Consider the following 25,380-nt stretch of genomic DNA (forward strand, 5'->3'; position numbering starts at 1 on the left):
GATGGGTGCGCCCGGGTGGTCGCAGGTCATGGGGTGGTCAGGCGCAGGCCCAGCACGCCGGGGTAGAAGGCGAAAAGGATCGTCACCGGCAGCACGAAGAACACGACCGGCGCCATCATCGCGATCTCCTTGCGGGCCGCGGTCTCGATCAGCAGCCGGCGACCGGCCTCGCGGACGTCGGCCGCCTGCGCGTGCAGGACGTCGGCGAGCGGCGTGCCGCGCTCCATGGCGACGGTGATCCCGGTCGCGAAGCGGGCGACGATCGGCAGCCCGGTCGCTCGACCCAGGGACTCGAACGCCGCGCCGACCGGCTCGCCGGTGCGGATCCGCGCGAGCACCTGCGCGAGGTCCTCGGAGAGAGCGCCGTGGCTGCGGCGCACGACCCGGTCGAGGGCGGCGACCGGGCTCTCCCCCGCCGCGACGGACAGGGCGAGCAGCTCGGCGACGGTCGGGAACTCGGTGAGGACCTGCCGCTCGCGGTTGCGCACCTGGGTGCTGAGCCGGTTGTCGCGGAGGAAGACGCCGCCGACGAAGCCGAGGACGCAGAACACGACCGCCGACCCGACGCCGCCGACGCCGCCGAGCGCCCGGACGAGGCTCACGGCTGCCGTCACCGCGAAGCCGACGAGGCCCCACACCACCTGCTCGATCCGGAAGTCCTGCACGGTGCGGTCGAGCCCGGCGCGCTGGAGCCGGCGTCGTACGGAGCCGCTGCCGCCCAGGACGCGCTCGACCACGTCGGCCGCCGACCTCAGGACCGGGCCGAAGATCCCGGCCGCCGCGGACGTCGGGGACGTCGACGTCGTCCGCAGGGCCGGGCCCTGGTCGCGGAGCGGCAGGTCGCGGAGGTAGGGCAGCACCCGCACCGACAGCTGCGGACGCCGCAGGACGTCGATGCGCAGCCCGACGAGCAGCAGTCCTGCGCCGGCCAGGCCGCCGAGCAGCCCGCCCCACACCGCGGCACTCACGACAGGATCCGCTTCTCGACGGGCAACCGGCCGATCCGCATCATCGCGGTGTAGGCGAGGACGCAGACGCCGAAGCCGATGCCCAGCACGAGGATGCCGCCGGGCGAGGCGTAGTGGCGGATTGCCGTCGTCTGGAACGACATCAGCAGCAGCACGATCCACGGCGCCGAGACGGCGAGGCGCGCCCCGTTGACGGTCCAGGCCTGCCGCGACTCGAGCTCGGAGCGGGTGCGGGCGTCGTCGCGCAGGAAGCCCGACAGGTTGCGCAGCAGGCGGCCGAGGTCGCCGCCGCCCACCTCCCTCGCGAGGCGCAGCCCCTCAATGACGCGGTCGCCCACCGGGTCGGCCAGTCGCTCCTTGAGGCGGTCCAGGCACTCGCCGAACCGGCCGGTGACCTGGTAGTCGAGCGCGAACTGGGCGAAGTCGGCGCGCAGCGCCTCGGGGCCGTTGGTGCCGAGCGCGGCGACGGCGTCGGGCAGCGACAGGCCCGCGCGGACCGCGCTGGCGAGGTTGTCGACCGCCTCGGGCCACACCTCGGCGAAGTCGCGCAGCCGTCGAGCGGCGCGCTGCCGCAGCACGGCGATCGGGACGTAGGCGGCCATCGCGGCGAACACGACGGCGACGGGAACGGTCCGGGACACCGCCTGCACGACGGCGAACGCCACGGCGAAGAGGACGACGCACAGGGACACCACGCTGGCCGGCGTCACGTCGGACAGCCCGGCACGCCCGAGCAGGCGCTCGAGCGCCGTGGCCGGACGCGCCGAGGTCCGGGGCGTGCGGGGCAGGGCGAAGGCCGACCAGATGAGCAGCAGCCCGACTCCGACGCCGAGCCCGACCAGCGCGCCCATCAGCCGACCCCGGCGGTGTCGGCGAGGACCTCGTGGACGTCGATGCCGACCCGTTCGTAGCGGTCGACCCGCGCGGGCACTCCTCCGGTGCGGCGCAGCTCCGCTCCGTGGCGCACGAAGATCGGCTCGACCTCGATGACGTCGGCCTCGACCCGGCCGGGCACCGAGACGATCTCGTTGACGCGGCGTACGCCGTCGGCGCCGACGCCGAGGTGCACCACCAGGTCGACCGAGCTGGCGACCGTCGGCACCACGAAACGGGCGGAGATGTTGTCGCCCGCGAGCAGCGGCAGGGTGCACATCTTCACCAGCGCCTCCCGCGCGCTGTTGGCGTGGAGCGTGCACATGCCGGGCAGCCCGGAGTTGAGCGCGAGCAGCAGGTCGAGGCACTCCTCCGCCCGGACCTCTCCGACGATGATGCGGCTCGGCCGCATGCGCAGCGCCTCCTTGACGAGGTCGCGCAGCACGATCTCGCCGGTCTGCTCGAGACCGGCCTGCCGGGTCTGCATCGCCACCCAGTCGGGGTGGCTGAACCTCAGCTCGAAGACCTCCTCCGCGCTCACCACGCGCTCCCCGCCGGGCACCGCGGCGGCCAGGCAGTTGAGCATCGTGGTCTTTCCGGCCTGGGTGCCCCCGGCGACGAGGACGTTCATCCCCGCCCGCACGGAGGCCTCGAGGAACCGGGCCGCCTGGGGCGTCAGGCTGCCGAGCGCCACGAGGTCGGCGAGGCGGTGGGCGCGGAGCAGGAACTTGCGGATGTTGACCGCGGTGAAGCCGCGCGTGATGCCCTCGAGCACCACGTGGAGGCGGTGGCCCTCGGGGAGCATGGCGTCGACGAACGGGGTGCTGATGTCGAGGCGGCGTCCGCTCGACTTGAGCATCCGCTCGACGAGCTCGTTGACCTGGGCCGCGTCGAGGCGCAGGTTGGTCAGCTCGTGGCGACCGCGGCGGGCGATGAAGACCCGGCTGGGGTCGTTGATCCACACCTCCTCCACCTCGGGGTCGTCGAGGAACGGCTGCAGGGGGCCGAAGCCGGAGACGCGGGCCACCAGCTCACCCACCATCGCGCCGTCGTCGGCGATCGGCGCGACGACCCCGGTGAGGCTTAGGTCGTCGTGGGCACGGACCACGTCCTCCGCGATGCGACGCACCAGCGTCGCATCGCGCTGCGGGTCGACACCCTCGCGCCGGACCCGCTCACGGACCTGTCCGTCGAGCCGCTCGACCAGGTCGGCGTGCGCAGGCGGACGCCCGCGGTCCAGTGTCGGACGGTCGACTGCCAGACGGTCCACTGCCATGAGTGCCCTGCTTCCCGAGAACGTGCACCGTCACGCTACCCAGCAGCGACGCCGTGGAAACAGGGGTCAGGCAAAGGTTGTGGACAACCGCTCAGACCTTGCCACGCAGGATCCGGCGCCAGTAGACCTGCGGCAGCGCGTAGCGGTCCACCCACCACGTCAGCGCCCGCGGACGGGCCAGGTCGAGCACCGGCACGGACGGCTGCGGTCGGCCGTCGCGGTCCACCTCGACGAGCATCAGGCGGCGCCGCGAGGTCGTGATCGGCATGACGGTGTAGCCGTCGTAGTGCTGCAGCCCGCCGCCCTCTCGTGCCGCGAGGATGTTGGCCGCGAGGACCGCGACCTGCTTGCGCAGCGCACCGCCCGACGACGGGGTGCGGATGTCGGCCACGTCCCCGCACGACCACACCACGGGGAAGCGGCGGTGCTGCAGGGTCTGCGGGTCGGTGTCGACGAGCCCGGCGGGCGTGTCGCCGGCGAGGCCGCCGTCGACCACCCACTGCGGTGCGCGGTAGTGCGGCACGACGTGGGCGAACGCCACGCCGTCGAGGGTCTCCTCCCCCGCCGGCGTCGCCAGCGTGACCCGGCCGTCCTCGACGGCGGAGACCACCGCCTCGCGGTGCACGCGCACCCCGTACGACGCGATCGCCCGCTCCAGCACGGCGTCCGGGCCGGCGAGGCCGAGCGGCGACGGCCCGGGCAGGACCAGGTGCACGTCGAGGTCGGCCAGCACGCCGGCGCGCCGCCAGTGGTCGCAGGCCATGAACAGCGGCTTGAGCGCCGTCGCGCCGCACGGCGCGGGCTCCGGTGGGACGGTGAAGACCACGCGCCCGGCGCGGAGGCCGCGCAGCGTCGGCCACACCCGCTCGACGGTGTCGTCGTCGAAGGTCGACGCCGCCCACCCGTCGGCGTACGCCTCGCGCAAGCCCGGCGTCGCGTCCCAGTCCTCGTCGAGGCCGGGGCAGACCACGAGCGTCGTGCAGGCGATCCGGCGCCCCGACCGGGTGGTCACCGACGGCCCCTCGGGGTCGACCGACACCACCTCGTCGCGGATCGCCGTGCAGCCGCGCGGCAGGACCCGCTCTGCGGGGCGCTGGAGCGAGCCCATCGTGGCCTCGCCGCCACCGACGTAGTTGAGGAGCGGGCGGTAGCGGTGGACCGCCCGGGACTCGACCACCGCCACGTCGCGCACGCCGTCGCGCAGCAGCCGGGCCGCGAGCGAGATCCCGGCGTTGCCGCCGCCGACCACGAGCACGTCGTGGTGCTGCCCTGCGTCCGCCACTGCGCCTCCGGGTGTTGGTCGGTCCCTTCCCGACCGTACGGGGCGGCCCTCAGCGGCGCGGGAGGACGATGACCAGGCCGGCACCGACGGCGTCGCCCTGCCAGCGGCCGCCGAGCACCTCGGTGACGGCCTCGCCGGTGCGGGCGGCCGTGCGCTCCTCCGTGGCACCGGCCCGCGCGGCGCCGCAGCCGACCCGGATCCGGACGTGGTCCTGCTCGGCCTCGAGGTGCAGCGACACCGGACCGTCGCCGTGGGAGTCGAGGTCGGCGGCCACGCTGTCCAGCACCTGCTCCACCGGCCCGTGGGTGACGGGCAGGTCGCCGCCGTCACCCAGCACGACCTCCACCTGGCGACCGGGCGCGAGCCGCCGTCCCCACCGGTCGACGGTGAGGGCGGCCAGGTCGCGCAGCGTGACGGTGCGGCCGGTCACCACGCCACGGCTGCGTTCGGCGTCGACCAGCTCGGAGACGGTGTCCTGCAGCCGCGTGACGTCGGCCAGGCAGCGCACGACGGTGCGGCGTACGTCGTCGTCGAGGTCGTCGCGCAGCAGGATCTCCTCCAGCTCGAGGCGCAGGGCGGTGAGCGGCGTGCGCAAGGAGTGGGAGGTCTGCTGGACGGAGTCGTTGATCCGGCGGAACTGCTCCTCGAGGTTGCGCGCGCTCGACCGCAGCGCCGCCCCCACGGCCGCGACCTCGGGCACCCTGGACACGGGCGCCTCGATGTCGAAGCGGCCGCGGCCGAGCGCCTCCGCGCTCTCGGCCAGCTCGGCGAAGGGCCGGGAGAAGCCGCGCGCGACCAGCAGGGCCAGCGTGCCGGCCACCAGTGCGGCGGCCGCCATCAGCACGAGCAGGGCGCGGGAGACGCCGGCCGTCATGGCACCCACGTGGGTGGCGCCACTCGTCAGCGTGACCGTCGTGGTGCCGACGGAGCGCTCGACGACGAGCGGCTCGTCGAGGTCCGCGGCCGAGAACATCGCGCCGTCGGCGGTGAGGTCGGGCTCGCCGTCGCGGGAGACCGTGAGCCGCATGTCCGCCGAAACCCACCGGGCCAGGTCGTCCTCGGAGACCTCCAGGCCGCGGTCGTGCTGCTCCTCGACGACGGTCGCCGCCTGGCGGGCCAGGTCGGTGAGGTGGTCCCGCTCGCCGTCACGCACCGCGTCGGCCAGCATCGAGCGACCGACCAGGAGGGCGGTGGCGACGATCAGCAGTGAGAGACCTACGAGGATGGCGGCGAGCCGTCGGCGCACGTCAGGTGCCGGTTTCCAATCGGAAGCCGACGCCACGGATGGCGACCACGCGCTCGCCGGCCTCGGCCGCCTCGAGCTTGCTGCGCAGACGACCGATGGTGACGTCGAGGGTCTTGGTGGAGCCGTACCAGTTCTGGTCCCACACCTGGTTCATCAGGGTCTCGCGGGGCACGACCTTGTCGTGGTTGGACGCGAGGACCGCCAGCACGTCGAACTCCTTGGCGGTCAGCGCGATCTCGCGCTCGCCGAGGTGCACGCGCCGCGAGGCGGCGTCGATCTTGAGGCCCGAGGAGGTGGTGACGGTGCTGTCGTCCTCCTGCGGGACCTGCGCGCTGCGGCGCAGTAGGGCGCGGACGCGGGCCAGCAGCTCGGCGAGGCCGAACGGCTTGGCGAGGTAGTCGTCGGCGCCGACGTCGAGGCCGACCACGCGGTCGAGCTCACCGGCGCGGGCGGTGACCATGATGATTCCGCCCAGATATCCACCAGAACGCATCTGGCGGCACACGTCGATGCCGTCCATGTCGGGCAGGCCGAGGTCGAGGATCACGACCGCCGGACCCTTGTCGACGGCGAAGGACACGGCCTCCGCGCCACCCGAGACCCGGTTGACGTCGTAGCCCTCCCGCTCCAGGGTGCGCATGAGGGGGACGGCGATGTCTTCCTCGTCCTCAACCACCAACACGTCGTGCACCATGCGGTCGAGCATAGATGCAGGGTCAGCGGTTCGTGGTCTGAATGCCCATGTCGACGGAGGTCGAGATGCTCGTGGAGGTCGGCGACGGCGGCGCCGCCTCGCTCGGAGCGGACAGGACGCCACCGGCAGCAAGGACCACCGCGACGGGGATCAGCAGGATGCGGGACATGGGAAAAGCATGCGTCCGCGACATCCACACCCAATCCTCGCGTGGTCCACACGAGGGAAATGTTTCGGACGTGTTCGGGCACGATCGGGCAGGAGCAGACTTGACCAGGATCTTGACGTCGTGGCCCACCCCCAGGCAGGGGCTGAGGCTGGTCAGGGCCGGATCGGGGCCCGGTCAGGCCTCGAAGACGTCCCCGAGGTCGGTCACGCGCTCCAGCACCTGCTCCATCGAGAACTGCTCGAGGGCCAGCTCGTCCTCGGCGCCCTCCTCGACCTCGTCCCACGTCAGCGGCGTCGCGGCAGTCGGTCGCTCGCGACCGCGCAGCGAGTAGGGCGAGATCGTCGTCTTGGAGCCGGAGTTCTGCGACCAGTCGAGGAAGACCTTGCCGGGCCGCTTCGCCTTGGTCATCACGCTCGTCACCAGGTCGGGGTGCTCCTTCTGCAGCTCCTCGGCGACCTCCTTGGCCAGCGCCGTCGTGCCGTCGCTGTCGAGGCTGTCCTTCCCGCCGGGCATCGGGGCGTAGAGGTGCAGCCCCTTGCTGCCGCTCGTGACCGGCGTGCAGCCCAGGTCGCGCTCGGCGAGCGCGTCACGGACCATCAGGGCCACCTGGGCGCACTCGTGGAGGCCAGCGGGCTCCCCGGGGTCGAGGTCGATCACGAGGCGGTCCGGGTCGCGCGGGCGCCCGTCGTCGTCGACCGTCCACTGGTGGACGTGCAGCTCGAGCGCGGCGAGATTGGCCAGCCAGGTGAGGGTCGCGAGGTCGTCGCAGATCGGGAAGCGGATGGTGCCCTCCCCCTTGCCGGAGCGCGACCCGGTGGTGGGCACCTCGTGCGTACGCACCCACGACGGCGTGCCGGCCGGCGCGTTCTTCTCGAAAAAGCTCGATCCCTGCACCCCGTGCGGCCAGCGGATCCGGGTGACGGCCCGGTCGACCAGGTGCGGCAGCAGCACCGGCGACACCTGGGCGTAGTAGTTGAGCACCTCGCCCTTGGTCGTCCCGGTGCGCGGGTAGAGGACCTTGTCGAGGTTGCTGATGGTGAGGGTCCGGCCCTCGACGTCGACCTGCACCTCTCCGGCGGCGGGGCTCATCGATCGCCCTCTCGTGCCAGGTCCTCGGGAGAGACGTCGTCGCGCACGCCCTGGAAGGAGGGCTGGCGCAGGCGGTCGTAGCCGAGGCCGTGGGTGTCGATGTCGACCACGACGCGCGGCTCCACCCAGACCGTGCCGGACGCGTCGACCTTGGGTACGTCGTCCGCGAACGGCGAGCCACCGGCGGCCAGCGGCGCGAGCAGCTCGGCGAGCCGGGTGCTGGTGGCGCCGGTGATGCCACTGCCGACGCGGCCCCGGTAGAGCAGGCCGTCGGGAGTCGGCTCGCCGACGAGCAGCGCGGCCAGCCGGCTCGTCGTACCGACCTGGGGGCGCCAGCCGCCCACGACGAACGAGCCGCGGTGCCGGTGCGCGAGCTTGCGCCAGTCGTCGCTGCGGGCGTCGAAGCGGTAGCGCGAGCCGCGGCGCTTGCTCACCACCCCCTCCAGCCCCTGTTGCAGGGTGGCGTCGAACAGCATGTCGCCGTCGTCGTACGCCGCCGGGACCTGCCACGTCGAGTCGGCGAGCGGCAGCTCCTCGAGCAGCGCCCGGCGCTCCTCGAGCGGGCGGGCGGCGAGGTCCTGGCCGTCGAGGCGTAGCAGGTCGAAGACCATGAGCGTGGCGGGCACGGTGGTGACGAGGCGGGCGACGTCATTGGCGTTGCGCACGTGCATCCGGTGCTGCAGGACCCGGAAGTCCGGCACCCCACGCTCGTTGAGGGCGATGACCTCGCCGTCGACGAGGAGGTCGCGGTCGCCGAGCGGCGGAACGCTGAGGTCCGGCCAGGCCGGCGTGACGTTGTTGTCGTTGCGGCTGGTCATCCGCGTGGCGCCGTCGCGGACGTCGACGAGGACGCGGACGCCGTCCCACTTCACCTCGTGCAGCCACTGGTCACCGCTCGGCACGCGGTCGGTCTTGGTGGCGAGCATGGGACGCACGCGGTCAGTCTGGCATCCCGCCGGCGGCGCGCCGTCACCCCTCGGGTGGTCCCGCGGGTCATCCCTCGGTGGGAGACAGGCGTCCGCGCCGGCCGCTATCGTCGGGTCATGCGAGCGATCTGGAAGGGTGCCGTGTCTTTCGGCCTGGTCAGCGTGCCGGTCAAGCTCTACGCGGCGACCGAGAGCCACGACGTGTCCTTCCGACAGGTGCACGCCAAGGACGGGGGCCGGATCAAGTACCAGCGCGTCTGCTCCCTCGACGGGGAGGAGGTGGCCTACGCCGACATCGCCAAGGGCTACGAGACCGAGGACGGCGAGATGGTCATCCTCACCGACGACGACATGGCCGAGCTGCCGTCGACGTCGTCGCGCGAGATCGCGGTCGAGAAGTTCGTGCCCCGCGAGCAGATCGACCCGCTGCTCTTCGAGAAGTCCTACTACCTCGAGCCGGAGGGCGCCGGCGCCAAGCCCTACGCGCTGCTGCGCCAGGCGCTCAAGGACGCCGACCGGATGGCCGTCGTCACCGTCGCGCTGCGCCAACGTACGACGATCGCCGTGCTCCGCGTGCGCGAGACCGAGGCCGGCGAGGTCATCGTGCTGCAGACGATGATGTGGCCCGACGAGGTGCGCGTCCCCGACTTCAAGGTCGAGGTCGACGACGCCAAGCCGCAGGAGGTCAAGATGGCCCACATGCTCGTCGAGACCCTCGCCGGCGAGTTCGACGCGACCGAGTTCGAGGACGACTACGCCGGTGCCGTCGAGGCGCTCGTGAAGTCGAAGATCGAGGGCGGCGAGATCAAGCGCACGGAGACCTCCACCAAGACGTCCGGCGAGGTCGTCGACCTGCTCGCCGCGCTGCAGAAGTCCGTCGCCGCGGCCAAGACCGCCCGCGGGGAGGACTCGGACTCGGACTCGGACTCCAACTCCGACTCCGACGACGAGGCTCCGAAGCGGTCGGCCGCCAAGAAGTCCACGGCGAAGAAGTCGACGGCCAAGCAGGCCCCCGCGAAGAAGACCGCCGCCAAGAAGACCGCGGCGAAGAAGACCACCTCGAAGAAGACGGCGGCCAAGAAGGCCAGCTGACCGTCTGCTGCTCGTCGGGCGGCGCGTCGGCCACCTCGTCGTCGTACGGCGCGCGGTTGGGCGCTCCCGCCCACGTTGGGATGGTCCGTGTCGAATGGCTGGCCGAACGCCCGTCCGGGCAAGCGTCTGCGTACGGACTACCGGCGTGGGACGAGGAGCGGTGAGTGAGACCGGTTTCCGGCGCGAGGAACCTGCCTCATTCACCGCTCGGTCGGCCCCGGGGATAGTCCCCATCAAACGGGTCGTCCGCGGCGCGTCCTGACGACCCGTTTGATGGGGACTATCCGGCGGGCGCGCCGGGTCAGAGTCCCGCGAGCTCCCGGAGGTCGGCGAGGATCTCGTCGTACCTCGCGACCAGCGAGATGTGTCCCTCGTCGTCGAACAGGTGCGCCCGCGCGCCGGGGATCGCGCCGGCGAGCCAGCGCCCGTGGGCGAACGGCACCATCTTGTCGTGGGCGCCCTGCCACACCGAGACGGGCACGGTGAGGTCGGCGACGTCGAACCCCCACGGCCGCACGATCTGCAGCGTGTCCTCGACCATCCCGACCGGTCCCTGCGCCATGGCGTGGCGGAAGGAGGCGGCGACGACCTCCGCGAACTCGCCGGTCAGGGCACTGGCGTCCACCTCGTCGACCAGGCCACCGAAGGCCGCGACGATGTCGTCGGCCGTGACCGCGCCGAGCTCCTCGGCCTGCTCGACGGCGATCGTCCGGAAGGCCTCACGACCGGCGACGGCGGCCTCGAAGTCACGGACGTTCTCCGGCCCCATGCCCGCGTCCCAGTCGAGGCCGTCGGCGCCGTGGGGCGCGACGCCGGCGAGGCTGGCGACCGCGCGGCACCGGTCCGGCATCGTGGCGGCGCAGGCCAGGGCGCGGGGTCCGCCGCCGGAGTGCCCGAGGGTGACGAAGGCATCCGTCCCGAGGTGGTCGAGCAGCGTCGCGGAGTCCTCGGCGTCGGCGACGAGCGGGACCGGCCATCCGTCCGGCGTCGGTCGCGGGGTGGAGGCGCCGTAGCCGGGACGCGAGTACGTCACCAGACGGAGGCCGGCGCGTCCGGCCGCGTCCCACAGCGACGGGTCGACGACAGCGGCGCTCGGCGTGCCGGAGTGGTGCAGGAGCGTGACGCCGTCGGTGGCGCCGCCGACGAGGAACTCCAGCCGCCGGCCGTCGGGCAGGGTCAGCGACTGGGGGATCGACTGGGGGATCGACTGGGGAGCAGAGGTCATGCCGGATCGTGGCACGCTCACGAGGCGTGGGCCACCGACGCCCGCGTCATCCGCCGCAGCTGCGCCCCCACCTCCGCGGCGACGGCCACGGCCAGCTCGGCGCGGGTCTCGCCCTCGACCTCGGGCACGACGTGCTGCACGACCCCGTCGGCCAGCAGGTCGGCGGCCCGCACCCGCTGGGCCGACGCCATCTCGGCGGCGTGGTCGACGTCGCCGTGGACGATGATGCTCGCCCCCTCGGGCGGCAGGGGCGAGAGCCACGCGTGCTCGGTCGCGACCACCGTGCGGGCGGGCAGGAACGCGAGCGCCCCTCCCCCGCACCCCTGACCGAGGATCACCGACACCGTCGGCACCTTCATCGTCGTCAGCGTGGCGATGCACCGGGCGATCTCGCCGGCGATGGCACGTTCCTCCGCATCCGGAGACAGCTCGGCGCCCGGGGTGTCGATGACACTGACCAGGGGCAGGCCGAGCTCCTCGGCCAGCCGCATGCCGCGGCGCGCCTCGCGCAGCGCGCCCGGGCCCATCGCGTGGCCGGGTGCCTGGCGTGAGCGGTCCTGCCCGATGACGACGCACGGCTGGTCGTCGAGGCGGGTGAGGGCAACCATCACGGTGGAGTCGCGCTCCCCCTCGTCGGTGCCCCGCAGCTGCAGCGTCCCGGCCGCGCCGTGGGCCAGCAGGTCGCGCACGCCGGCCCGGTCCGTACGACGCGTGCGCTCGACGCTGTCCCAGGCGGCGTGGTCGCCGATGGTCTGCGCCGGGCGCGCGGGGAGCTGGCCGGGGCCGGGCGGGTCGACGAGCACCGCGAGCGCGGCCTCGACCATCGCCGGGAGGTCCTCGGCGGCGACGACGCCGTCGATGACGCCGACGGCCGCGAGGTTCTCCGCCACCTGCACGCCGGGGCGGAACGGCCGGCCGTGCAGCCCCTCGTAGACCTTGGGGCCGAGGAAGCCGACCAACGCTCCCGGCTCGGCCACGGTCACGTGGCCGAGGGAGCCCCACGACGCGTAGACGCCGCCGGTCGTCGGGTGACGCAGGTGCACGAGGTAGGGCAGGCCGGCGGCGCGGTGGTCCATCAGCGCGCGGGAGATCTCGACCATCCGGACGAAGGCGGGCGTGCCCTCCTGCATCCGGGTGCCGCCGGAGGCCGTGCTGGCCAGGAGCGGCAGTCCCTCGGCGGTGGCGCGGCGCACGGCCGCGGTGATCCGGTCGGCGGCGGCCCGGCCGATCGAGCCGGCGAGGAAGCGGAACTCGTTGACCACGACGGCCACCGGTCGGCCGTGGACCTCGCCGCGACCGGTCAGCACCGACTCGTCCGTGCCGGCCTTCTCCGCGGCGGCCTCGAGCACGGCGCGGTAGCCCGCGTCGACGCCGGTGAGGTCCACCGGCGAGTCCCACGACACGAACGTCCCCGCGTCGAGCACGAGGTCGAGGAGCTCGTGGGCGGTCCAGCGTCGAGTCATGGGGTCCCCACGGCGTTGTCCGGAGGAGCGCAGCGGAGGAGGAGAACGGCGTGGGGTGTGCTCACGAGCCACCCCCGCCGACCCACGAGCGGATCTCGTCGGCGTGCTGGTCGAGCAGCGGCGGCGCCACGTGGTCGCGGCGCGTCACCTCGGTGCCCTCGGCGTCGAAGAAGCGCAGCGGCGGCCCGGGCAGCGTGATGCCGCCCAGGGTGGGGTGCTCGACGTCGACGAGCAGGCCCTGGCTGGCGACCTGGTCCCACTCGTAGACCTCGTCGAGGGTCCGCACCTTGCCGGCGGGCACGCCGACCTCGGCGAGCCGGGCCAGCAGCGGCTCGGCGTCCCAGTCCGCGAAGGCCTGCTCCACCACCTCGATGACGCGGTCGCGCTGCGCGACGCGCTCCTGGTTGGTGGCCAGCCCCTCGGCCTCGGGGTCGAGCCCGAAGCCCTCGCAGAACCGCTTCCACAGCCCCTCGCTGCCCAGCGCGATCTGCACCGCGCCGTCACGGCAGTGGAACAGGCCATAGGGCGAGATGGACGGGTGGTGGTTGCCCTGCGCCCGGCCGACCTCGCCGGCGACGGTCCACCGGGTGCCCTGGAAGGCGTGCACGCCGACGACCGACGCCAGCAGCGACGTCCGCACGACCGTGCCCTTGCCGGTCGCGTGCCGCTCGTGCAGCGCGGCGAGCACGCCGTAGGCGCCGTACATCCCCGACAGCAGGTCGGCGATGGGTACGCCGACGCGCTGCGGGTCGTCGGGACCCGACCCGGTCAGCGACATCAGGCCGGCCTCCCCCTGGGCGATCTGGTCGTAGCCGGCGCGGCCGCCCTCGGGACCGTCGTGGCCGAAGCCGGTGATGGACAGGATCACCAGCCGCGGGTTGCGGCGCATCAGCTCCTCGATGCCGAGCCCGAGCCGCTCGAGGACGCCGGTGCGGAAGTTCTCCACCAGCACGTCGGCGCGCTCCACGAGCCCGATGAGCACGTCCTTGTCGGTCTGGTCCTTGAGGTCGAGCGCGATCGACTCCTTGTTGCGGTTGGTGCACAGGAAGTACGTCGACTGGCGGGCGTCGGGCTCGCCGACGAACGGCGGCCCCCAGCCGCGGGTGTCGTCGCCGCTGCCGGGCGACTCCACCTTGATCACGCGGGCGCCGAGGTCGCCGAGCATCTGGGTGGCGTGCGGGCCCGCGAGGGCGCGGGTGAGGTCGACGACGAGGAGGTCCGCGAGCGGTCCGGTCGGGTGGGTGGTCGGGTCAGTCATGCGGGTCACCATCCTGGGAGGACGAGGGCTGCCCAGACGAGCAGCGGGCCGACGAGGGTCACCACGACGCCGTAGCCGAGGATCTGCTTGTAGTAGACCGGCTCGCTGATCGAGTCGGGCCGGTTGGCGAGCATCAGCGCACCGTTGGTGGAGAACGGGCTGACGTCGACGATGGTCGACGACACGGCGAGGGCCGCGACGAACAGCGCGGCGTTGATGCCGCCGTCGGCGATGAGGGGCACGGCGATCGGGATGATCACCGGCAGCAGCGCGGTGGACGAGGCGAACGCGGACACCACGCCGCCGACGTAGCAGAGGACCAGCGCGCCGATCGCGGCCGCACCGAGGCCGGCCGCCCAGTTGCCGACGAACTCCGGCGAGCCGGCGGTGGTCAAGATGGTGGCGTAGGTGCTGACGCCGGCGACGAGCAGCACGGTCGGCCAAGCGATCTGCTTGACCGCGTCCTTGTGCTCCTCGGCGTTCAGCATGGCGAGAATGACGGCCGCCGTGATCGCGACGAAGCCGATGTTCTTGTCGAAGACGAGCGCGACGACGGCGACGCCGACGAAGGCGAGGAGCGTCAGCACCTGGTCACGACGTACGCCCTGGGCCTGCGTGCCGGTCGGGGCGGACGTGCCGTAGCCCCGGGCCGGGACGGTGGCGCCGCCGCGGTGCAGGTCGTCGTCGAGCGTGTCGGGCTCGTCGGGGTCGATCCGCATCGCCATCAGCTTGCGGCCGCCGAGGGCCACGAAGAGGATCGCGGCCATGATCGTGTTGACGACGAGGCTGGCGAGGAAGACGGTGATCTCACTCGACGGGAGGCCGGCGTCCTCCATGACGGAGTTGGTGATCACGCCGTAGATGCTGATCGGCGAGAAGCCGCCGGCCTGGGCGCCGTGGACCACGAACATGCCCATCATCAGCGGGCTGATGCCGTAGCGGCCGGCGAAGCCGAGCGCGATCGGGCCGATGATCGCGCAGGCGGCCGGGCTCACCGCGCCGATGCCGGTCAGCACGGCGGTCACCGCGAACATCACCCACGGGATGAGGGCCACGCGGCCGCCCACGGCCCTGACCGCGGTCCGCACGATCAGGTCGACCGCGCCGTTGTTGCGCGCGATGGCGAACAGGTAGGTGACGCCGATCAGGGTGAGGATGAGGTCACCGCTGACGCCGGCGAGGATCTCCTTCTCGTCCAGGTCGAGGGCGTACATGCCCACGAACCACGCGGCGACGTAGGCCAACGCTCCCATGTTGATCGGCAGCACCGTGCCGATCACGAACAACGCGACCAGGGCGATGATCGCGACCCATTCCGGACCCATGTCAGACCTCCGAGTCGAACCGCACGGCGGGGACCGGGGGTGACCCTCGTCACGATGCTGGCTCAGTGGCCTAGCCAATAGGACAATGAACCGTGAGTCAATAGGCTGTCCGCATGGCCGTGCCGTCCTTCCCGCCCCGGTTGCTCCGTACCCGCCTCTACGAGCAGGTGGCGGGGCAGATCTCGGCGTGGATCAGCGACAACGGCCTCCAGGCCGGCGACAAGCTGCCCGCCGAGCGCGAGCTGGCCCAGCGGCTCGGCGTCAGTCGGGCCACCCTGAGCCAGGCGCTCGTCGCGCTGGAGGTGGTCGGGGTCGTCGAGGTCCGCCACGGCGACGGCACCGTGGTCACCGCCCGGGCCCAGACCTCGACGCGCATCGTCGAGGCGATCCGCAGCCACGCCGACCGCCTGCCCGAGGTCATCGAGACCCGAGACGCGCTCGAGACCAAGATCGCCTCGCTGGCCGCCCTGCGACGCACCGCCGACGACCTCGCCCGCATCGACGACGCGCTCGCCTCCATGGAGGCCGACATCGCGGCCGGCGGTCGCGGCGTGGAGGGCGACGAGCGCTTCCACGGCGCCGTCACCGCCGCGTCCCACTCCCTGCTGCTGGCCCGGCTGATGGACGAGATCGGCGACCTGGTGCGCGAGACGCGGCTCGAGTCGCTGGGCCAGCCCGGCCGGCCGCAGGACTCGCTGGCCGGCCACCGCGCGATCGCCGAGGCGATCCGCGCCGGCGACCCCGACGCGGCGGCGGCCGCCATGCACGCGCACGTCGAGATGGTCAGCGACGTCGCGCTCCTGCGCGAGCAGCAGTGACGGCGCTCGACGCGCTCCTGGTCCTCGCGACCGGGTTGGGCGCCGGCATCCTGTCCTCCACGGTCGGCGTCGCGTCGCTGCTGAGCTTCCCCGTGCTGGTCGCGCTCGGGCTGCCGCCGGTCGTCGCCAACGTCACCAACACGCTCGGGATGATCCCGGCCGGCCTCGGCGGCGTCGTCGGCTACCGCCAGGAGGTCAGGGAGGGCGGCCGGGTCGCCGTGGTCATCGTGGTCGTCTGCGCGATCGGCGCGGTCTTCGGCGCCGCCCTGCTGCTCGGCCTGCCGCCGGGCGTCTTCGAGGCCGTCGTCCCGTGGCTCATCCTCTTCACCTGCGTGTTGGTCGCCATCCAGCCGCGGATCAGTGCCTGGCTGCGGGCCCGCCACGAGCAGCAGCACGGCGAGCAGCGCGCCGAGCGGCGCCACATGTCGCCGGCCACGACGGCGTTCGCCACGATGACCGGCGTCTACGGCGGCTACTTCGGGGCCGGCGCCGGCGTGATGATGGTGGCCGTCCTCGGGCTCGGCACCGACCTCGAGCTGCGCATCGTCAACGGCCTCAAGACCCTGTCGCTCATGGTCGGCAACATCGTGGCGGGCCTCATCTTCGTGGTGGTCGCCGATCCGCGGTGGGACGTCGCCGCACTGCTCGCCGCCGGCTCGCTGGTCGGCGGCTACGTCGGCGCCCGCATCGGCCGCAAGCTCCCCGACTCGGTCTTCCGCGGGGCCGTGGTGGCGGCCGGCGTGGTGGCGGCGCTACTGCTGTTCTGAGGCCTGCTGTTCTGAGGCCTGCAGGTCCGAGGCCCGGGGAGCGAGGCCGGCCGTCCCGCGGGCGGCGGCCGAGTCCGGCGACGCGAGGTGGAAGCGCGACATCAGGGCGTCGCTGAGCCGCGGCGCCACGACGTTGACCACCGCCCCGACCCGGCCCGCGGCGGTGTCCCAGGTGACCGGCCGGTCCTCCAGCGCCCGCACCACCCGGGCCGCCGCCTCCTCGGCCGACATGCTCGCGCGGCCGTCGTACGCGTCCGTCGGGGCCACCATCGGGGTGCGCACCAGCCCGAAGCGCATGTTGGTGAAGGTGACGCCGTCGGCGTAGGTCTCACGACCCGCGATCCGCGACCACGTGTCGAGCGCGGTCTTGGAGGCGATGTAGGCGGAGAACTTCGGCGCCTTGAGCTGCACGCCCCACGTCACCACGTTGACGACGTGGCCGAAGCCCTGCGCCCGCATGGAGGGCAGCAGGCCCATGGTCAGGCGGACGGGGCCGAAGAAGTTGATCGCCATCGTGCGCTCGACGTCGTGGAACCGGTCCTGGGACAGCTCGAGCGAGCGGCGGATCGAGCGGCCGGCGTTGTTGACGAGGTGGTCGACGGTGCCGACCTCCTCCAGCACCTGCCGCACCAGCGCGTCGACCGCGTCGAGGTCGGTCAGGTCGACGACGTACGACGACGCCCGCCCGCCGCGCTCCTCGATCGCCGTGCGGACCCGGTCGAGCTCCGCCTCCCGCCGGGCGACCAGGACGACGCGGGCACCGGCCGCCGCCGCGGCCCGGGCGGTGGCCTCGCCGATGCCGGAGCTCGCCCCGGTGACCAGGACCGTGCGGCCCACCAGCGGGCTCGGCGCGTCGCGGCCCAGGCGGGCCGCGAGCCGGCGCAGGCGGGCCCGCGGCGTCACGAGGAGCAGGCCCATCAGGACGGGCCCATCAGGACAGGCCCATCAGGACAGCAGGCTCCGCACCACGCGCAGGCCGACCGACAGGCGCGCCAGCTCGGCGGTCTCCTCGCGACAGATCTCCTCCAGCGTCGCGGCCGAGTGGGTGATCCGCTCCTGGTCGGCGTCCTCCCACTGCGCGACCCGCACGGGTGCGGGGTCGTCGGCGCTGGTGGACTCGAGGACCTGCGCGGTGAGCTGCTGGTGCACGCCGTAGAGGTCGTCGCGCACCGCCGCGCGCGCCATCGTCTGCCAGCGGTCGTCGCGTGGGAGCGCGAAGATCCGCTCGACGAGCGCCGGCAGGCCGAGCCGCTCCCCCAGCGCGAAGTGGACCCGGGCCACCTCGACGGGGTCGAGGTCGAACCGGTCCGCGGTCTCGACGATCCCGAGCAGGGCGTAGGCCGGGGCCAGCACGGCGACCCGCGAGGCGAGGTCCTCGGGCACGCCGTGGTCGGTCAGCCGCTTCTCGCGGGCACGGTGGTCGTCGAGCTCGCGACCGCTCATGATGCTGGGCAGCTCGGCCATCACCGCCTGCACGCGACCACGGAAGAACTCCACGGTCGCGATGGAGTCGAGTGGCGGGCGCCGGTTGGTGACCAGCCAGCGCGAGGCGCGCTCGACGAGCGTCCGCATCTCGATGCGCATCCGGGTCTGCCGCTCGGCCGGCACCACGTTGTCGAGCGCCGCGATCTCCTGGCGGATCGCGAGCGAGCCGAAGATCTCCCGCGCGACGAAGTTGGCGCGCGTCAGGTCGGCCGGGCTGGCGCCGGTCTCGCCCTGCAGCCGCGGCCAGAACGTCATGCCGGCACCGTTGACGAGGTCGTTGACGACCTGCGTCACGATGATCTCCCTGCGCAGCGGGTGCTCCTCGATGGCCGCCTCGAGGTCCGGCTTCATCCGGCTCGGGAAGTAGGCCAGCAGGTCCTCGCGCAGGTAGGGGTCGTCGGGCAGGTCGGACTGGATGAGCTCGTCGGCCAGCACGATCTTGGTCCAGGCGAGCAGCACGGACAGCTCGGGCGCGGACAGCGCCTGCTTGCGGTCGAGGCGCCGCTTGACCTGTCGCGTGCTGGGCAGGCCCTCGAGCTCGCGGTTGAGGACGCCGCGCCGCTCGAGGGCTCGCATCCAGTCCTCGTGGACGTGCAGCAGCGACGGCGCGTGGGCCTGCGCGTTGGCCAGGGCGAGGTTCTGCTCGTAGTTGTCGCGCAGCACCAGGTCGCCGACCTCGTCGGTCATCTCGGCGAGCAGCGCGTTGCGCGACGGCTCGTCCATCTCGCCGGAGCGGACGATCTTGTCGAGCAGGATCTTGATGTTGACCTCGTGGTCGGAGGTGTCCACCCCGGCCGAGTTGTCGATGAAGTCGGTGTTGATCCGGCCGCCGTCGCCGTTGACGCCGAACCGGGCGTACTCGACCCGGCCGAGCTGGGTGAAGCCGAGGTTGCCGCCCTCGCCGACGCAGCGCGCGCGGAGGTCCTCGCCGTTGACGCGGATGGCGTCGTTGGCCTTGTCGCCGGCGTCGGCGTCGGTCTCCTCCGACGACTTCACGTAGGTGCCGATGCCGCCGTTCCACAGCAGGTCGACGGGCGCGAGCAGGATCGCCTTCATCAGCTCGGCGGGGGTCAGCGCGGTGACGTCGGCGCTGATGCCCAGCGCCTCGCGAGCCTGCGCCGAGACCGGGATCGACTTGGCCGAGCGGGGCCACACGCCGCCGCCCGCGGAGATCAGCGAGGTGTCGTAGTCCTTCCAGCTCGACCTCGGCAGGTCGAAGAGCCGGCGCCGCTCGGCGTACGACGTCGCCGCGTCGGGGTCCGGGTCGATGAAGATGTCGCGGTGGTCGAAGGCGGCGACCAGGCGGGTGTGCTCGGAGCAGAGCAGGCCGTTGCCGAAGACGTCGCCGGACATGTCGCCGATGCCCACGGCCGTGTGGTCCTCGGCCTGGCAGTCGACGCCCATCTCACGGAAGTGGCGCTGCACCGAGACCCAGGCGCCGCGGGCCGTGATGCCCATCCCCTTGTGGTCGTAGCCCACCGAGCCGCCGGAGGCGAAGGCGTCGCCGAGCCAGAAGCCGTAGTCCTTCGCCACGCCGTTGGCGATGTCGGAGAACGTCGCGGTGCCCTTGTCGGCGGCGACGACGAGGTAGGAGTCGTCGCCGTCGTGGCGCACCACCTCGCTCGGCGGCACGGTGCGGCCGTCGACGAGGTTGTCGGTGATGTCGAGCAGGCCGGAGATGAACGTCTTGTAGCAGGCCACGCCCTCGGCCAGCCACGCGTCGCGGTCGGACGGGTCGGGCAGCTGCTTGCAGAAGAACGCGCCCTTCGCGCCCACCGGCACGATGACGGTGTTCTTGACCATCTGCGCCTTGACCAGGCCGAGCACCTCGGTGCGGAAGTCGTCGCGGCGGTCGGACCACCGCAGGCCACCGCGGGCCACCGCGCCGAAGCGCAGGTGCGAGCCCTCAACCCGGGGGCTGTAGACGAAGATCTCGTAGCGCGGCCGCGGCTCGGGCAGGTCCGGGATCGCCGACGGCTCGAGCTTGAACGAGATGTAGGGGTGCACCTCGCCGGTCTCGGTGCGCTGGAAGAAGTTGGTGCGCAGCGTCGCGCGGACCAGCGTGCGGTAGGAGCGCAGGATGCGGTCGTGGTCGAGGCTGACCACGTCGTCGAGGGCCGTGGCGAGGCGCTCCTCGAGGGCCTCCACCTTGGCGACGCGGGCCTCCGCGTCGGCCTCGAGCGCGCGGTCACCGCGGCCGGGGTCGAAGCGGGACTCGAACAGCTCGACCAGCAGCCGGGTGATGTCGACGTTGCTGCGCAGCGCCTCCTGGATGTAGTCCAGTGCGAAGGGCGAGCCGCCCTGCTTGAGGTACTTGGCGTAGGCCCGCAGCACCGTCGCCTGGCGCCAGGTGAGGCCGGCCGCGAGGACCAGCTGGTTGAAGCCGTCGATCTCGTTGTAGCCGTCCCAGACCGCGCGGAGCGCCTCGGCGAACAGGGCCCGCTCGTGGGGCGGCAGGACACGACCGTGGCGCAGGCCGAACTCGTAGATGTAGGACGGTCGCGACAGCCCGCTCAGCTGGTAGGGCCGCTCGTCGACGACCTCGACGCCCATCGAGGTGAGCATCGGCAGCATGGTGCTCAGCGACAGCGGCTCGCCGACCCGGAACACCTTGAGCCGCGACTCGCCGCGGCGGTAGCTGCCGGTCTGCTCGTCCTGGTCGAAGAGCGCGAGGTCGATGCCCTGCTCGCCCCGGATCGCCTCGATCCGGCCGAGGTCGGCGGACCCGCGCTGGGGGCTGTAGTCCTCCTTGTAGGCCTCGGGGAAGGCGTCGGCCCAGGCCCGGGCCAGCTGCGAGCCGCGGTCCTCGCCGTGCTCGCTGACGACCGCCGCCACGAAGTCGTCGCGCCACGACCTCGACGCCTCCGTCAGCCGACGCTCGAGGTCGGCGACGTCGATCTCGGGAATGCTCTCGCCGTGGGGCGGGTGGACCACGAAGTGCACGCGCGCGGTGGTGGACTCGTTGACGCGGGCGGTGAACTCGACGTGCTCCCCGCCGAGGTCCTCGCGCAGGATCGCCGAGAACCGCTCGCGCACCGCGGTGCTGTAGCGGTCGCGCGGCAGGTAGACCAGCACCGAGACGTAGCGGCCGTAGGTGTCGCGGCGCACGAACGTGCGCAGCTGGCGGCGCTGGCGGGCGAACATCACGTCCTGCGCGACCGGCGCCAGCTCGGCCGGCGAGGTGTGGAACAGCTCGTCGCGGGGGTAGTTCTCCAGCGTGTCCATCAACGCCTTGCCGGCGTGGCTGCGCGGGTCGAAGCCGGCGTGCCGCATGACCTCGGCGACCTTCTCCCTCAGCACCGGGATGCGGGTGACCGACTCGGTGTAGGCCGCGCTGGAGAACAGGCCGAGGAAGCGTCGCTCGCCGACGACCTCGCCGTCGGGCCCGAACGTCTTGACGCCGACGTAGTCGAGGTAGGCGGGGCGGTGCACGGTGGCGCGCGAGTTGGCCTTCGCCAGCACGAGCAGGGTCCGCTCGCGGGCCTTGGCCTTCACGAGCGGCGGCAGCTTGGCGAACGAGCTCGACAGGTGCTGGTCGTGGCGCAGGATGCCGAGGCCGGAGCCGGGGACGGCGCGCAGGCCGCACTCGTCGGGCTCGCCCTCCTCGGCCTCGAGCTGGTACTCGCGGTAGCCGAGGAACGTGAAGTGGTCGTCGGCGAGCCAGGTGAGGAAGTCACGGCCCTGGCGGATCTCGGCGGGCGGCAGCGGCGGCGGGGTGGCGTCGAGGTCGGTCACCACGGAGAGGGCCTGGGCGTGCATCTTCTCCCAGTCCTCCACCGACTCCCGGACGTCGCGGAGGACCCGCTGGAGGCCCTCGGTGATGTCGGCCGCCTCGTCCTCGTCGGTGCGGTCGATCTCGACGTGCATCCACGACTCGGCGCCGTCCGGGGAGTCGCGGTCCGGCTCCTGGGTGTGCACGTGCTGCAGCGCGCCGGTGATGTCGCGCTCGACGTGGAACTGCGGGTGGATCACGGCGTGCACGTTGTGACCGAGCCGGTTGAGCTCCATGGTCACCGAGTCGACGAGGAACGGCATGTCGTCGGTGACCACCTCGACCACCGAGCGGCCCGACGCCGACCAGCCGCCGTCGGCGACGGTGGGCGTCACCACGCGCACGGTCGCGGTGCCCTGGGGACGCGAGGCGGCCAGCTCGCGGTGCGAGGCCAGGGCGCCGTAGAGGTCCTCCGGGGTGCGCTCCGCGACCTCCTCGGGCGCCACGTGGCGGTAGTAGGCGCGGAGCAGCTCCTCCCACTCGGGACGGTCCTGGGCCGCTGCGTCGAGCTGCTGGTCCTTGGTCTCCTCGGGCGTCGCCACGCCCCGACCATAGAACCCGCCGTGTGACCCTCACAACACGGGGGTGGGGGCGTCGATGGGGCCATGATGGGCGCCATGAAGAAGCTCACCAAGAAGCTGACGTACGACGCTCCCGCCGACGCCGTGGGCGCCATGCTGCGCGACCCCGCCTTCCGTGAGGCGGTGCTCCGGAGGCAGCACGTCGTGCGTGGCTCGGCCCGCGTCGACGGCGACGTCGTCACCATCGAGCAGGTGCACTCGACCGACGGGGTCCCGTCCTTCGCCCGCTCGTTCGTCGGCGACGAGATCGCCATCGTGCAGACCGAGACCTGGACCTCACCCGCCGCCGCGGGGATCGACCTGGCGATCCCCGGCAAGCCGGGCGAGGCGTCGGGTTCTCTGACCCTCACCGGGGCCGGCGCGACGACCACGGAGACGGTCGTCCTCGACGTGTCGGTGCGCGTCCCCTTCGTCGGTGGCAAGGTGGAGGGGATGATCGCCGACCTGCTCGGGGCTGCCTTCGACCGCGAGCACGAGGTGGGCGTGGAGTGGCTCGCGCGGACCTGACCCCGCTCGACGAGGCGTACGCCGCCCTCCGTGCCGTCGTGGCCGGACTCGGCGAGGACGACGCATGGGCGCCGACAGGCTGCGCGGGCTGGGCGGTGCGCGACCTGGTGTGGCACCTGCACGCCGACGCGGTCCGCGGCCTGGTGGCCGCCCACACGCCGGCGCCCGGCCCGGCCGACCGCGACGCCGTGTCCTACTGGCGCGCGTGGGGCAGCGACCCGGACGCCGACGAGCGCAACCGGCGGCTCACCCGCGTCGAGGCGGGACTGCACCCGTTCGCGGCGCTGCGCGAGCGGTACCTCGAGGCGTCGGCGGCGGCCGCCCGGGCGGTCGGCGCGCTGCCGCCCGAGCAGGTCGTGGCGACCCAGGGCCACACGCTCCGGGCCGCCGACCTCGCGAGCACGCTGGCCGTGGAGGCGACGCTGCACCACCTGGACCTCATCGCCCACCTCGACGGTGCGGCCGCTCCCCCGGCTCCTGGCACGGCGGAGGCGCGACGCGTGGTCGAGGCGTTGCTCGGTGAGGAGCTGCCCGGCTGGACCGACGAGCGGGTCGCGCTGGTGGGCACCGGACGGGCCGCCCCGACCGCGGAGGAGCGTGCCCGACTGTCCGACGTACGGCTCCCGGTCTTCAGCTGACGGCCGGCGGCGCCCGGGCTCAGTCGTGCCGGGCGGTGGGTGAGGAGGAGTCGGCGGGCCGGGGGTCCTCCTCCGGCAGCGCCGCGTCGGCGCGGCGCCGCAGCCACACCACCACGCCGAGCAGCACGAACGGCCCGAACGCGAGCAGGATCGTCAGCGCCTGCTCGTAGGGGTGCAGCGCCCCCATGTGCCACAGGGCACGGAGCGGGAGGACGGGGACGGGCACGCCCCCATCCTCCCCCACCACGGAGCCCGGCCGGAATCAGCCCTGGTGCGGGTAGCGGTGGTCCTTCGGCGGCACGAAGTTCTCCTTGATGGAGCGCGGCGAGGTCCAGCGCAGCAGGTTGACCGGCGCGCCGGCCTTGTCGTTGGTGCCGGACGCGCGACCGCCACCGAAGGGTTGCTGGCCGACCACGGCGCCGGTGGGCTTGTCGTTGATGTAGAAGTTGCCGGCCGCGAAGCGCAGGGTCTTGCGGGCCCAGGCGATCGCGGCGCGGTCCTGGGCGATGATCGCGCCGGTGAGGGCGTACGGCGCGAACGACTCCATCTGCGCCACGACGGACTCGAAGTCGGCGTCGTCGTAGACGTGGACGGTGAGGATCGGGCCGAAGTACTCGGTGCTGAACATCTCGTCGGTCGGGTCGCCGCCCTCGACGATCGTCGGGCGCACGAAGAAGCCCTCCGAGTCGTCGACCTGGCCACCGGCGAGGATGTCGAGCCCGTCGGTCGCGCGGGCCCGCTCGATGGCCACCTTGTGCTTGTCGAACGCGCGCCGGTCGATGACCGCGCCCATGAAGTGCGACAGGTCCGTGACGTCGCCCATCGACAGCGCCTCGGTGTCGGCGATCAGCTGGTCCTTGATCCTGTCCCACACCGAGCGGGCGACGTAGGCCCGCGAGGCGGCCGAGCACTTCTGGCCCTGGAACTCGAAGGCGCCGCGGATCATCGCCACGCGCAGCACGTCGGGGTCGGCGCTGGGGTGCGCGACGATGAAGTCCTTGCCGCCGGTCTCCCCGACGATGCGGGGGTAGGCGCGGTAGCCCTCGATGTTCTCGCCGACCGTGCGCCACAGGTGCTGGAACGTCGGCGTGGAGCCGGTGAAGTGGATTCCGGCGAGGTCGCGGTGCGCCAGCGCGACCTTGGAGACGTCGAGGCCGTCGCCGGGCAGCATGTTGATGACGCCGGGCGGCATCCCGGCCTCCTCGAGCAGCTCCATCGTCAGCGACGCGGCGAGCTGCTGCGTGGGGCTGGGCTTCCAGATGACCGTGTTGCCCATCAGCGCGGGCGCGGTGGGCAGGTTGCCCGCGATCGCGGTGAAGTTGAACGGCGTGATCGCGTAGACGAAGCCCTCGAGCGGGCGGTGGTCGGTGCGGTTCCACAGGCCCGGGCTGTTGGCGATCGGCTGGTCGGTGAGGATCTGCTTGGCGTAGTGGACGTTGAAGCGCCAGAAGTCGATGAGCTCGCACGCGGCGTCGATCTCGGCCTGGAACGCGGTCTTCGACTGGCCCAGCATCGTCGCGGCGTTGAGGCGCTGGCGCCACGGGCCGGCGAGCAGGTCGGCGGCCTTGAGGATCACGGCGCAGCGCTCGTCGAACGGCATCGCCTGCCAGCCCGGCGCGGCGTCGGCCGCCGCGCGGATCGCGTCCTCGGCGTCGGTGGTCGTCGAGTTCTTCAGCGTGCCCAGCACGTGATGGTGGTCGTGGGGCTGCACGACCTCGATCTCCGCGCCGCCCCCGTCACGGTGCTCGCCGCCGATCACGGCCGGGAACGAGCGCTGGTCCTTCTCCATCTCGGCGAGCTCGGCGACGAGGGTCTCCCGCTCCGGGCTGCCGGGGGCGTACGTCAGGTTCGGCTCGTTGGTGGGAGCCGGAGGAAAGGTGATCGCGTCCATGCGGGTGATCGTGTCAGACACCCCGCGCGGGCTCC

Annotated in this window: 22 protein-coding genes; 5 read left to right on the forward strand and 17 right to left on the reverse strand. The window is 72.8% G+C overall.

Annotated elements, in window-relative coordinates; genetic code table 11:
* Nucleotides 1-26 precede the first annotated feature (26 nt).
* From SHK17_RS15645 to ligD (SHK17_RS15685), 9 genes are all read right to left on the reverse strand, one after another.
* Nucleotides 27-968: a type II secretion system F family protein gene (locus tag SHK17_RS15645; protein ID WP_322919850.1), complete on the reverse strand. Its 942-nt coding sequence runs from the start codon at nt 966-968 to the stop codon at nt 27-29.
* Nucleotides 965-1,819 carry a type II secretion system F family protein gene (locus tag SHK17_RS15650; protein ID WP_322422883.1) on the reverse strand — a complete coding sequence of 285 codons (855 nt, stop codon included), beginning with the start codon at nt 1,817-1,819 and terminating at the stop codon, nt 965-967. Before SHK17_RS15650 ends, SHK17_RS15645 begins: the two co-directional genes overlap by 4 nt.
* On the reverse strand, nt 1,819-3,117 hold the full coding sequence (locus SHK17_RS15655) for a CpaF family protein (RefSeq protein ID WP_322422884.1): 1,299 nt from the start codon (nt 3,115-3,117) through the stop codon (nt 1,819-1,821). Before SHK17_RS15655 ends, SHK17_RS15650 begins: the two co-directional genes overlap by 1 nt.
* A 91-nt stretch (nt 3,118-3,208) precedes the next feature.
* A complete protein-coding gene (locus SHK17_RS15660; RefSeq protein ID WP_322919851.1) occupies nt 3,209-4,399 on the reverse strand; it encodes an NAD(P)/FAD-dependent oxidoreductase in 1,191 nt (396 codons plus the stop codon).
* A gap of 49 nt (nt 4,400-4,448) precedes the next feature.
* Nucleotides 4,449-5,645, reverse strand: coding sequence for a histidine kinase dimerization/phospho-acceptor domain-containing protein (locus SHK17_RS15665; RefSeq protein WP_322422886.1), 1,197 nt, complete (start codon nt 5,643-5,645; stop codon nt 4,449-4,451).
* Nucleotide 5,646: 1 nt separating this feature from the next.
* Nucleotides 5,647-6,351, reverse strand: coding sequence for a response regulator transcription factor (locus SHK17_RS15670; RefSeq protein ID WP_216652016.1), 705 nt, complete (start codon nt 6,349-6,351; stop codon nt 5,647-5,649).
* Between the two features lie 10 nt (nt 6,352-6,361).
* On the reverse strand, nt 6,362-6,508 hold the full coding sequence (locus SHK17_RS15675; RefSeq protein ID WP_322422887.1) for a hypothetical protein: 147 nt from the start codon (nt 6,506-6,508) through the stop codon (nt 6,362-6,364).
* A gap of 174 nt (nt 6,509-6,682) precedes the next feature.
* Nucleotides 6,683-7,597 (reverse strand): non-homologous end-joining DNA ligase, encoded by a 915-nt coding sequence (gene ligD, locus SHK17_RS15680; protein ID WP_322919852.1) that lies wholly within the window; start codon nt 7,595-7,597, stop codon nt 6,683-6,685.
* On the reverse strand, nt 7,594-8,523 hold the full coding sequence (gene ligD, locus SHK17_RS15685) for a non-homologous end-joining DNA ligase (protein ID WP_322423853.1): 930 nt from the start codon (nt 8,521-8,523) through the stop codon (nt 7,594-7,596). The genes ligD (SHK17_RS15680) and ligD (SHK17_RS15685) overlap by 4 nt, the downstream gene beginning before the upstream one ends.
* Before the next feature lie 117 nt (nt 8,524-8,640).
* Between ligD (SHK17_RS15685) and ku the strand changes: the two genes are divergently transcribed.
* Nucleotides 8,641-9,615, forward strand: coding sequence for a non-homologous end joining protein Ku (gene ku / locus SHK17_RS15690; RefSeq protein ID WP_322919853.1), 975 nt, complete (start codon nt 8,641-8,643; stop codon nt 9,613-9,615).
* Between the two features lie 301 nt (nt 9,616-9,916).
* On the opposite strand, the gene SHK17_RS15695 is transcribed toward ku, so the two are convergent.
* From SHK17_RS15695 to SHK17_RS15710, 4 genes are all read right to left on the reverse strand, one after another.
* Nucleotides 9,917-10,840: an alpha/beta fold hydrolase gene (locus SHK17_RS15695; RefSeq protein ID WP_322919856.1), complete on the reverse strand. Its 924-nt coding sequence runs from the start codon at nt 10,838-10,840 to the stop codon at nt 9,917-9,919.
* A gap of 17 nt (nt 10,841-10,857) precedes the next feature.
* Nucleotides 10,858-12,303 carry a carboxyl transferase domain-containing protein gene (locus SHK17_RS15700; RefSeq protein ID WP_322919858.1) on the reverse strand — a complete coding sequence of 482 codons (1,446 nt, stop codon included), beginning with the start codon at nt 12,301-12,303 and terminating at the stop codon, nt 10,858-10,860.
* A 61-nt stretch (nt 12,304-12,364) separates the two neighbouring features.
* Nucleotides 12,365-13,561: a CaiB/BaiF CoA transferase family protein gene (locus SHK17_RS15705; RefSeq protein ID WP_322919861.1), complete on the reverse strand. Its 1,197-nt coding sequence runs from the start codon at nt 13,559-13,561 to the stop codon at nt 12,365-12,367.
* A 5-nt stretch (nt 13,562-13,566) separates the two neighbouring features.
* Nucleotides 13,567-14,886, reverse strand: a complete 1,320-nt coding sequence (locus tag SHK17_RS15710) for an SLC13 family permease (protein ID WP_322919863.1) — start codon at nt 14,884-14,886, stop codon at nt 13,567-13,569.
* Between the two features lie 113 nt (nt 14,887-14,999).
* Here SHK17_RS15710 and SHK17_RS15715 point away from each other — a divergent pair, with 113 nt between their 5' ends.
* Both SHK17_RS15715 and SHK17_RS15720 read left to right on the forward strand, forming a co-directional pair.
* On the forward strand, nt 15,000-15,704 hold the full coding sequence (locus SHK17_RS15715) for a FadR/GntR family transcriptional regulator (protein WP_322919864.1): 705 nt from the start codon (nt 15,000-15,002) through the stop codon (nt 15,702-15,704).
* A complete protein-coding gene (locus tag SHK17_RS15720; protein WP_322919865.1) occupies nt 15,701-16,471 on the forward strand; it encodes a sulfite exporter TauE/SafE family protein in 771 nt (256 codons plus the stop codon). Before SHK17_RS15715 ends, SHK17_RS15720 begins: the two co-directional genes overlap by 4 nt.
* Here the strand turns inward: SHK17_RS15720 and SHK17_RS15725 are convergent.
* On the reverse strand, nt 16,457-17,389 hold the full coding sequence (locus SHK17_RS15725) for an SDR family NAD(P)-dependent oxidoreductase (protein WP_322919867.1): 933 nt from the start codon (nt 17,387-17,389) through the stop codon (nt 16,457-16,459). The genes SHK17_RS15720 and SHK17_RS15725 overlap by 15 nt on opposite strands.
* Nucleotides 17,390-17,416: 27 nt before the next feature.
* Nucleotides 17,417-22,270 (reverse strand): NAD-glutamate dehydrogenase, encoded by a 4,854-nt coding sequence (locus tag SHK17_RS15730; protein WP_322919869.1) that lies wholly within the window; start codon nt 22,268-22,270, stop codon nt 17,417-17,419.
* Nucleotides 22,271-22,345: 75 nt separating this feature from the next.
* Between SHK17_RS15730 and SHK17_RS15735 the strand changes: the two genes are divergently transcribed.
* A complete protein-coding gene (locus SHK17_RS15735; RefSeq protein WP_322919871.1) occupies nt 22,346-22,816 on the forward strand; it encodes a DUF2505 domain-containing protein in 471 nt (156 codons plus the stop codon).
* Nucleotides 22,798-23,454, forward strand: coding sequence for a maleylpyruvate isomerase N-terminal domain-containing protein (locus SHK17_RS15740; protein ID WP_322919873.1), 657 nt, complete (start codon nt 22,798-22,800; stop codon nt 23,452-23,454). The genes SHK17_RS15735 and SHK17_RS15740 overlap by 19 nt, the downstream gene beginning before the upstream one ends.
* A 19-nt stretch (nt 23,455-23,473) precedes the next feature.
* Here the strand turns inward: SHK17_RS15740 and SHK17_RS15745 are convergent, their stop codons facing one another.
* The gene (locus tag SHK17_RS15745) at nt 23,474-23,680 is read right to left on the reverse strand and encodes a hypothetical protein (RefSeq protein ID WP_172265638.1); all 207 of its coding nucleotides are present in this window, start codon (nt 23,678-23,680) and stop codon (nt 23,474-23,476) included.
* 36 nt (nt 23,681-23,716) lie between these two features.
* A complete protein-coding gene (gene pruA / locus SHK17_RS15750; protein ID WP_322919875.1) occupies nt 23,717-25,345 on the reverse strand; it encodes an L-glutamate gamma-semialdehyde dehydrogenase in 1,629 nt (542 codons plus the stop codon).
* Nucleotides 25,346-25,380 lie beyond the last annotated feature (35 nt).

Source organism: Nocardioides renjunii (assembly GCF_034661175.1).
Taxonomy (GTDB): Bacteria; Actinomycetota; Actinomycetes; order Propionibacteriales; family Nocardioidaceae; genus Nocardioides; species Nocardioides renjunii.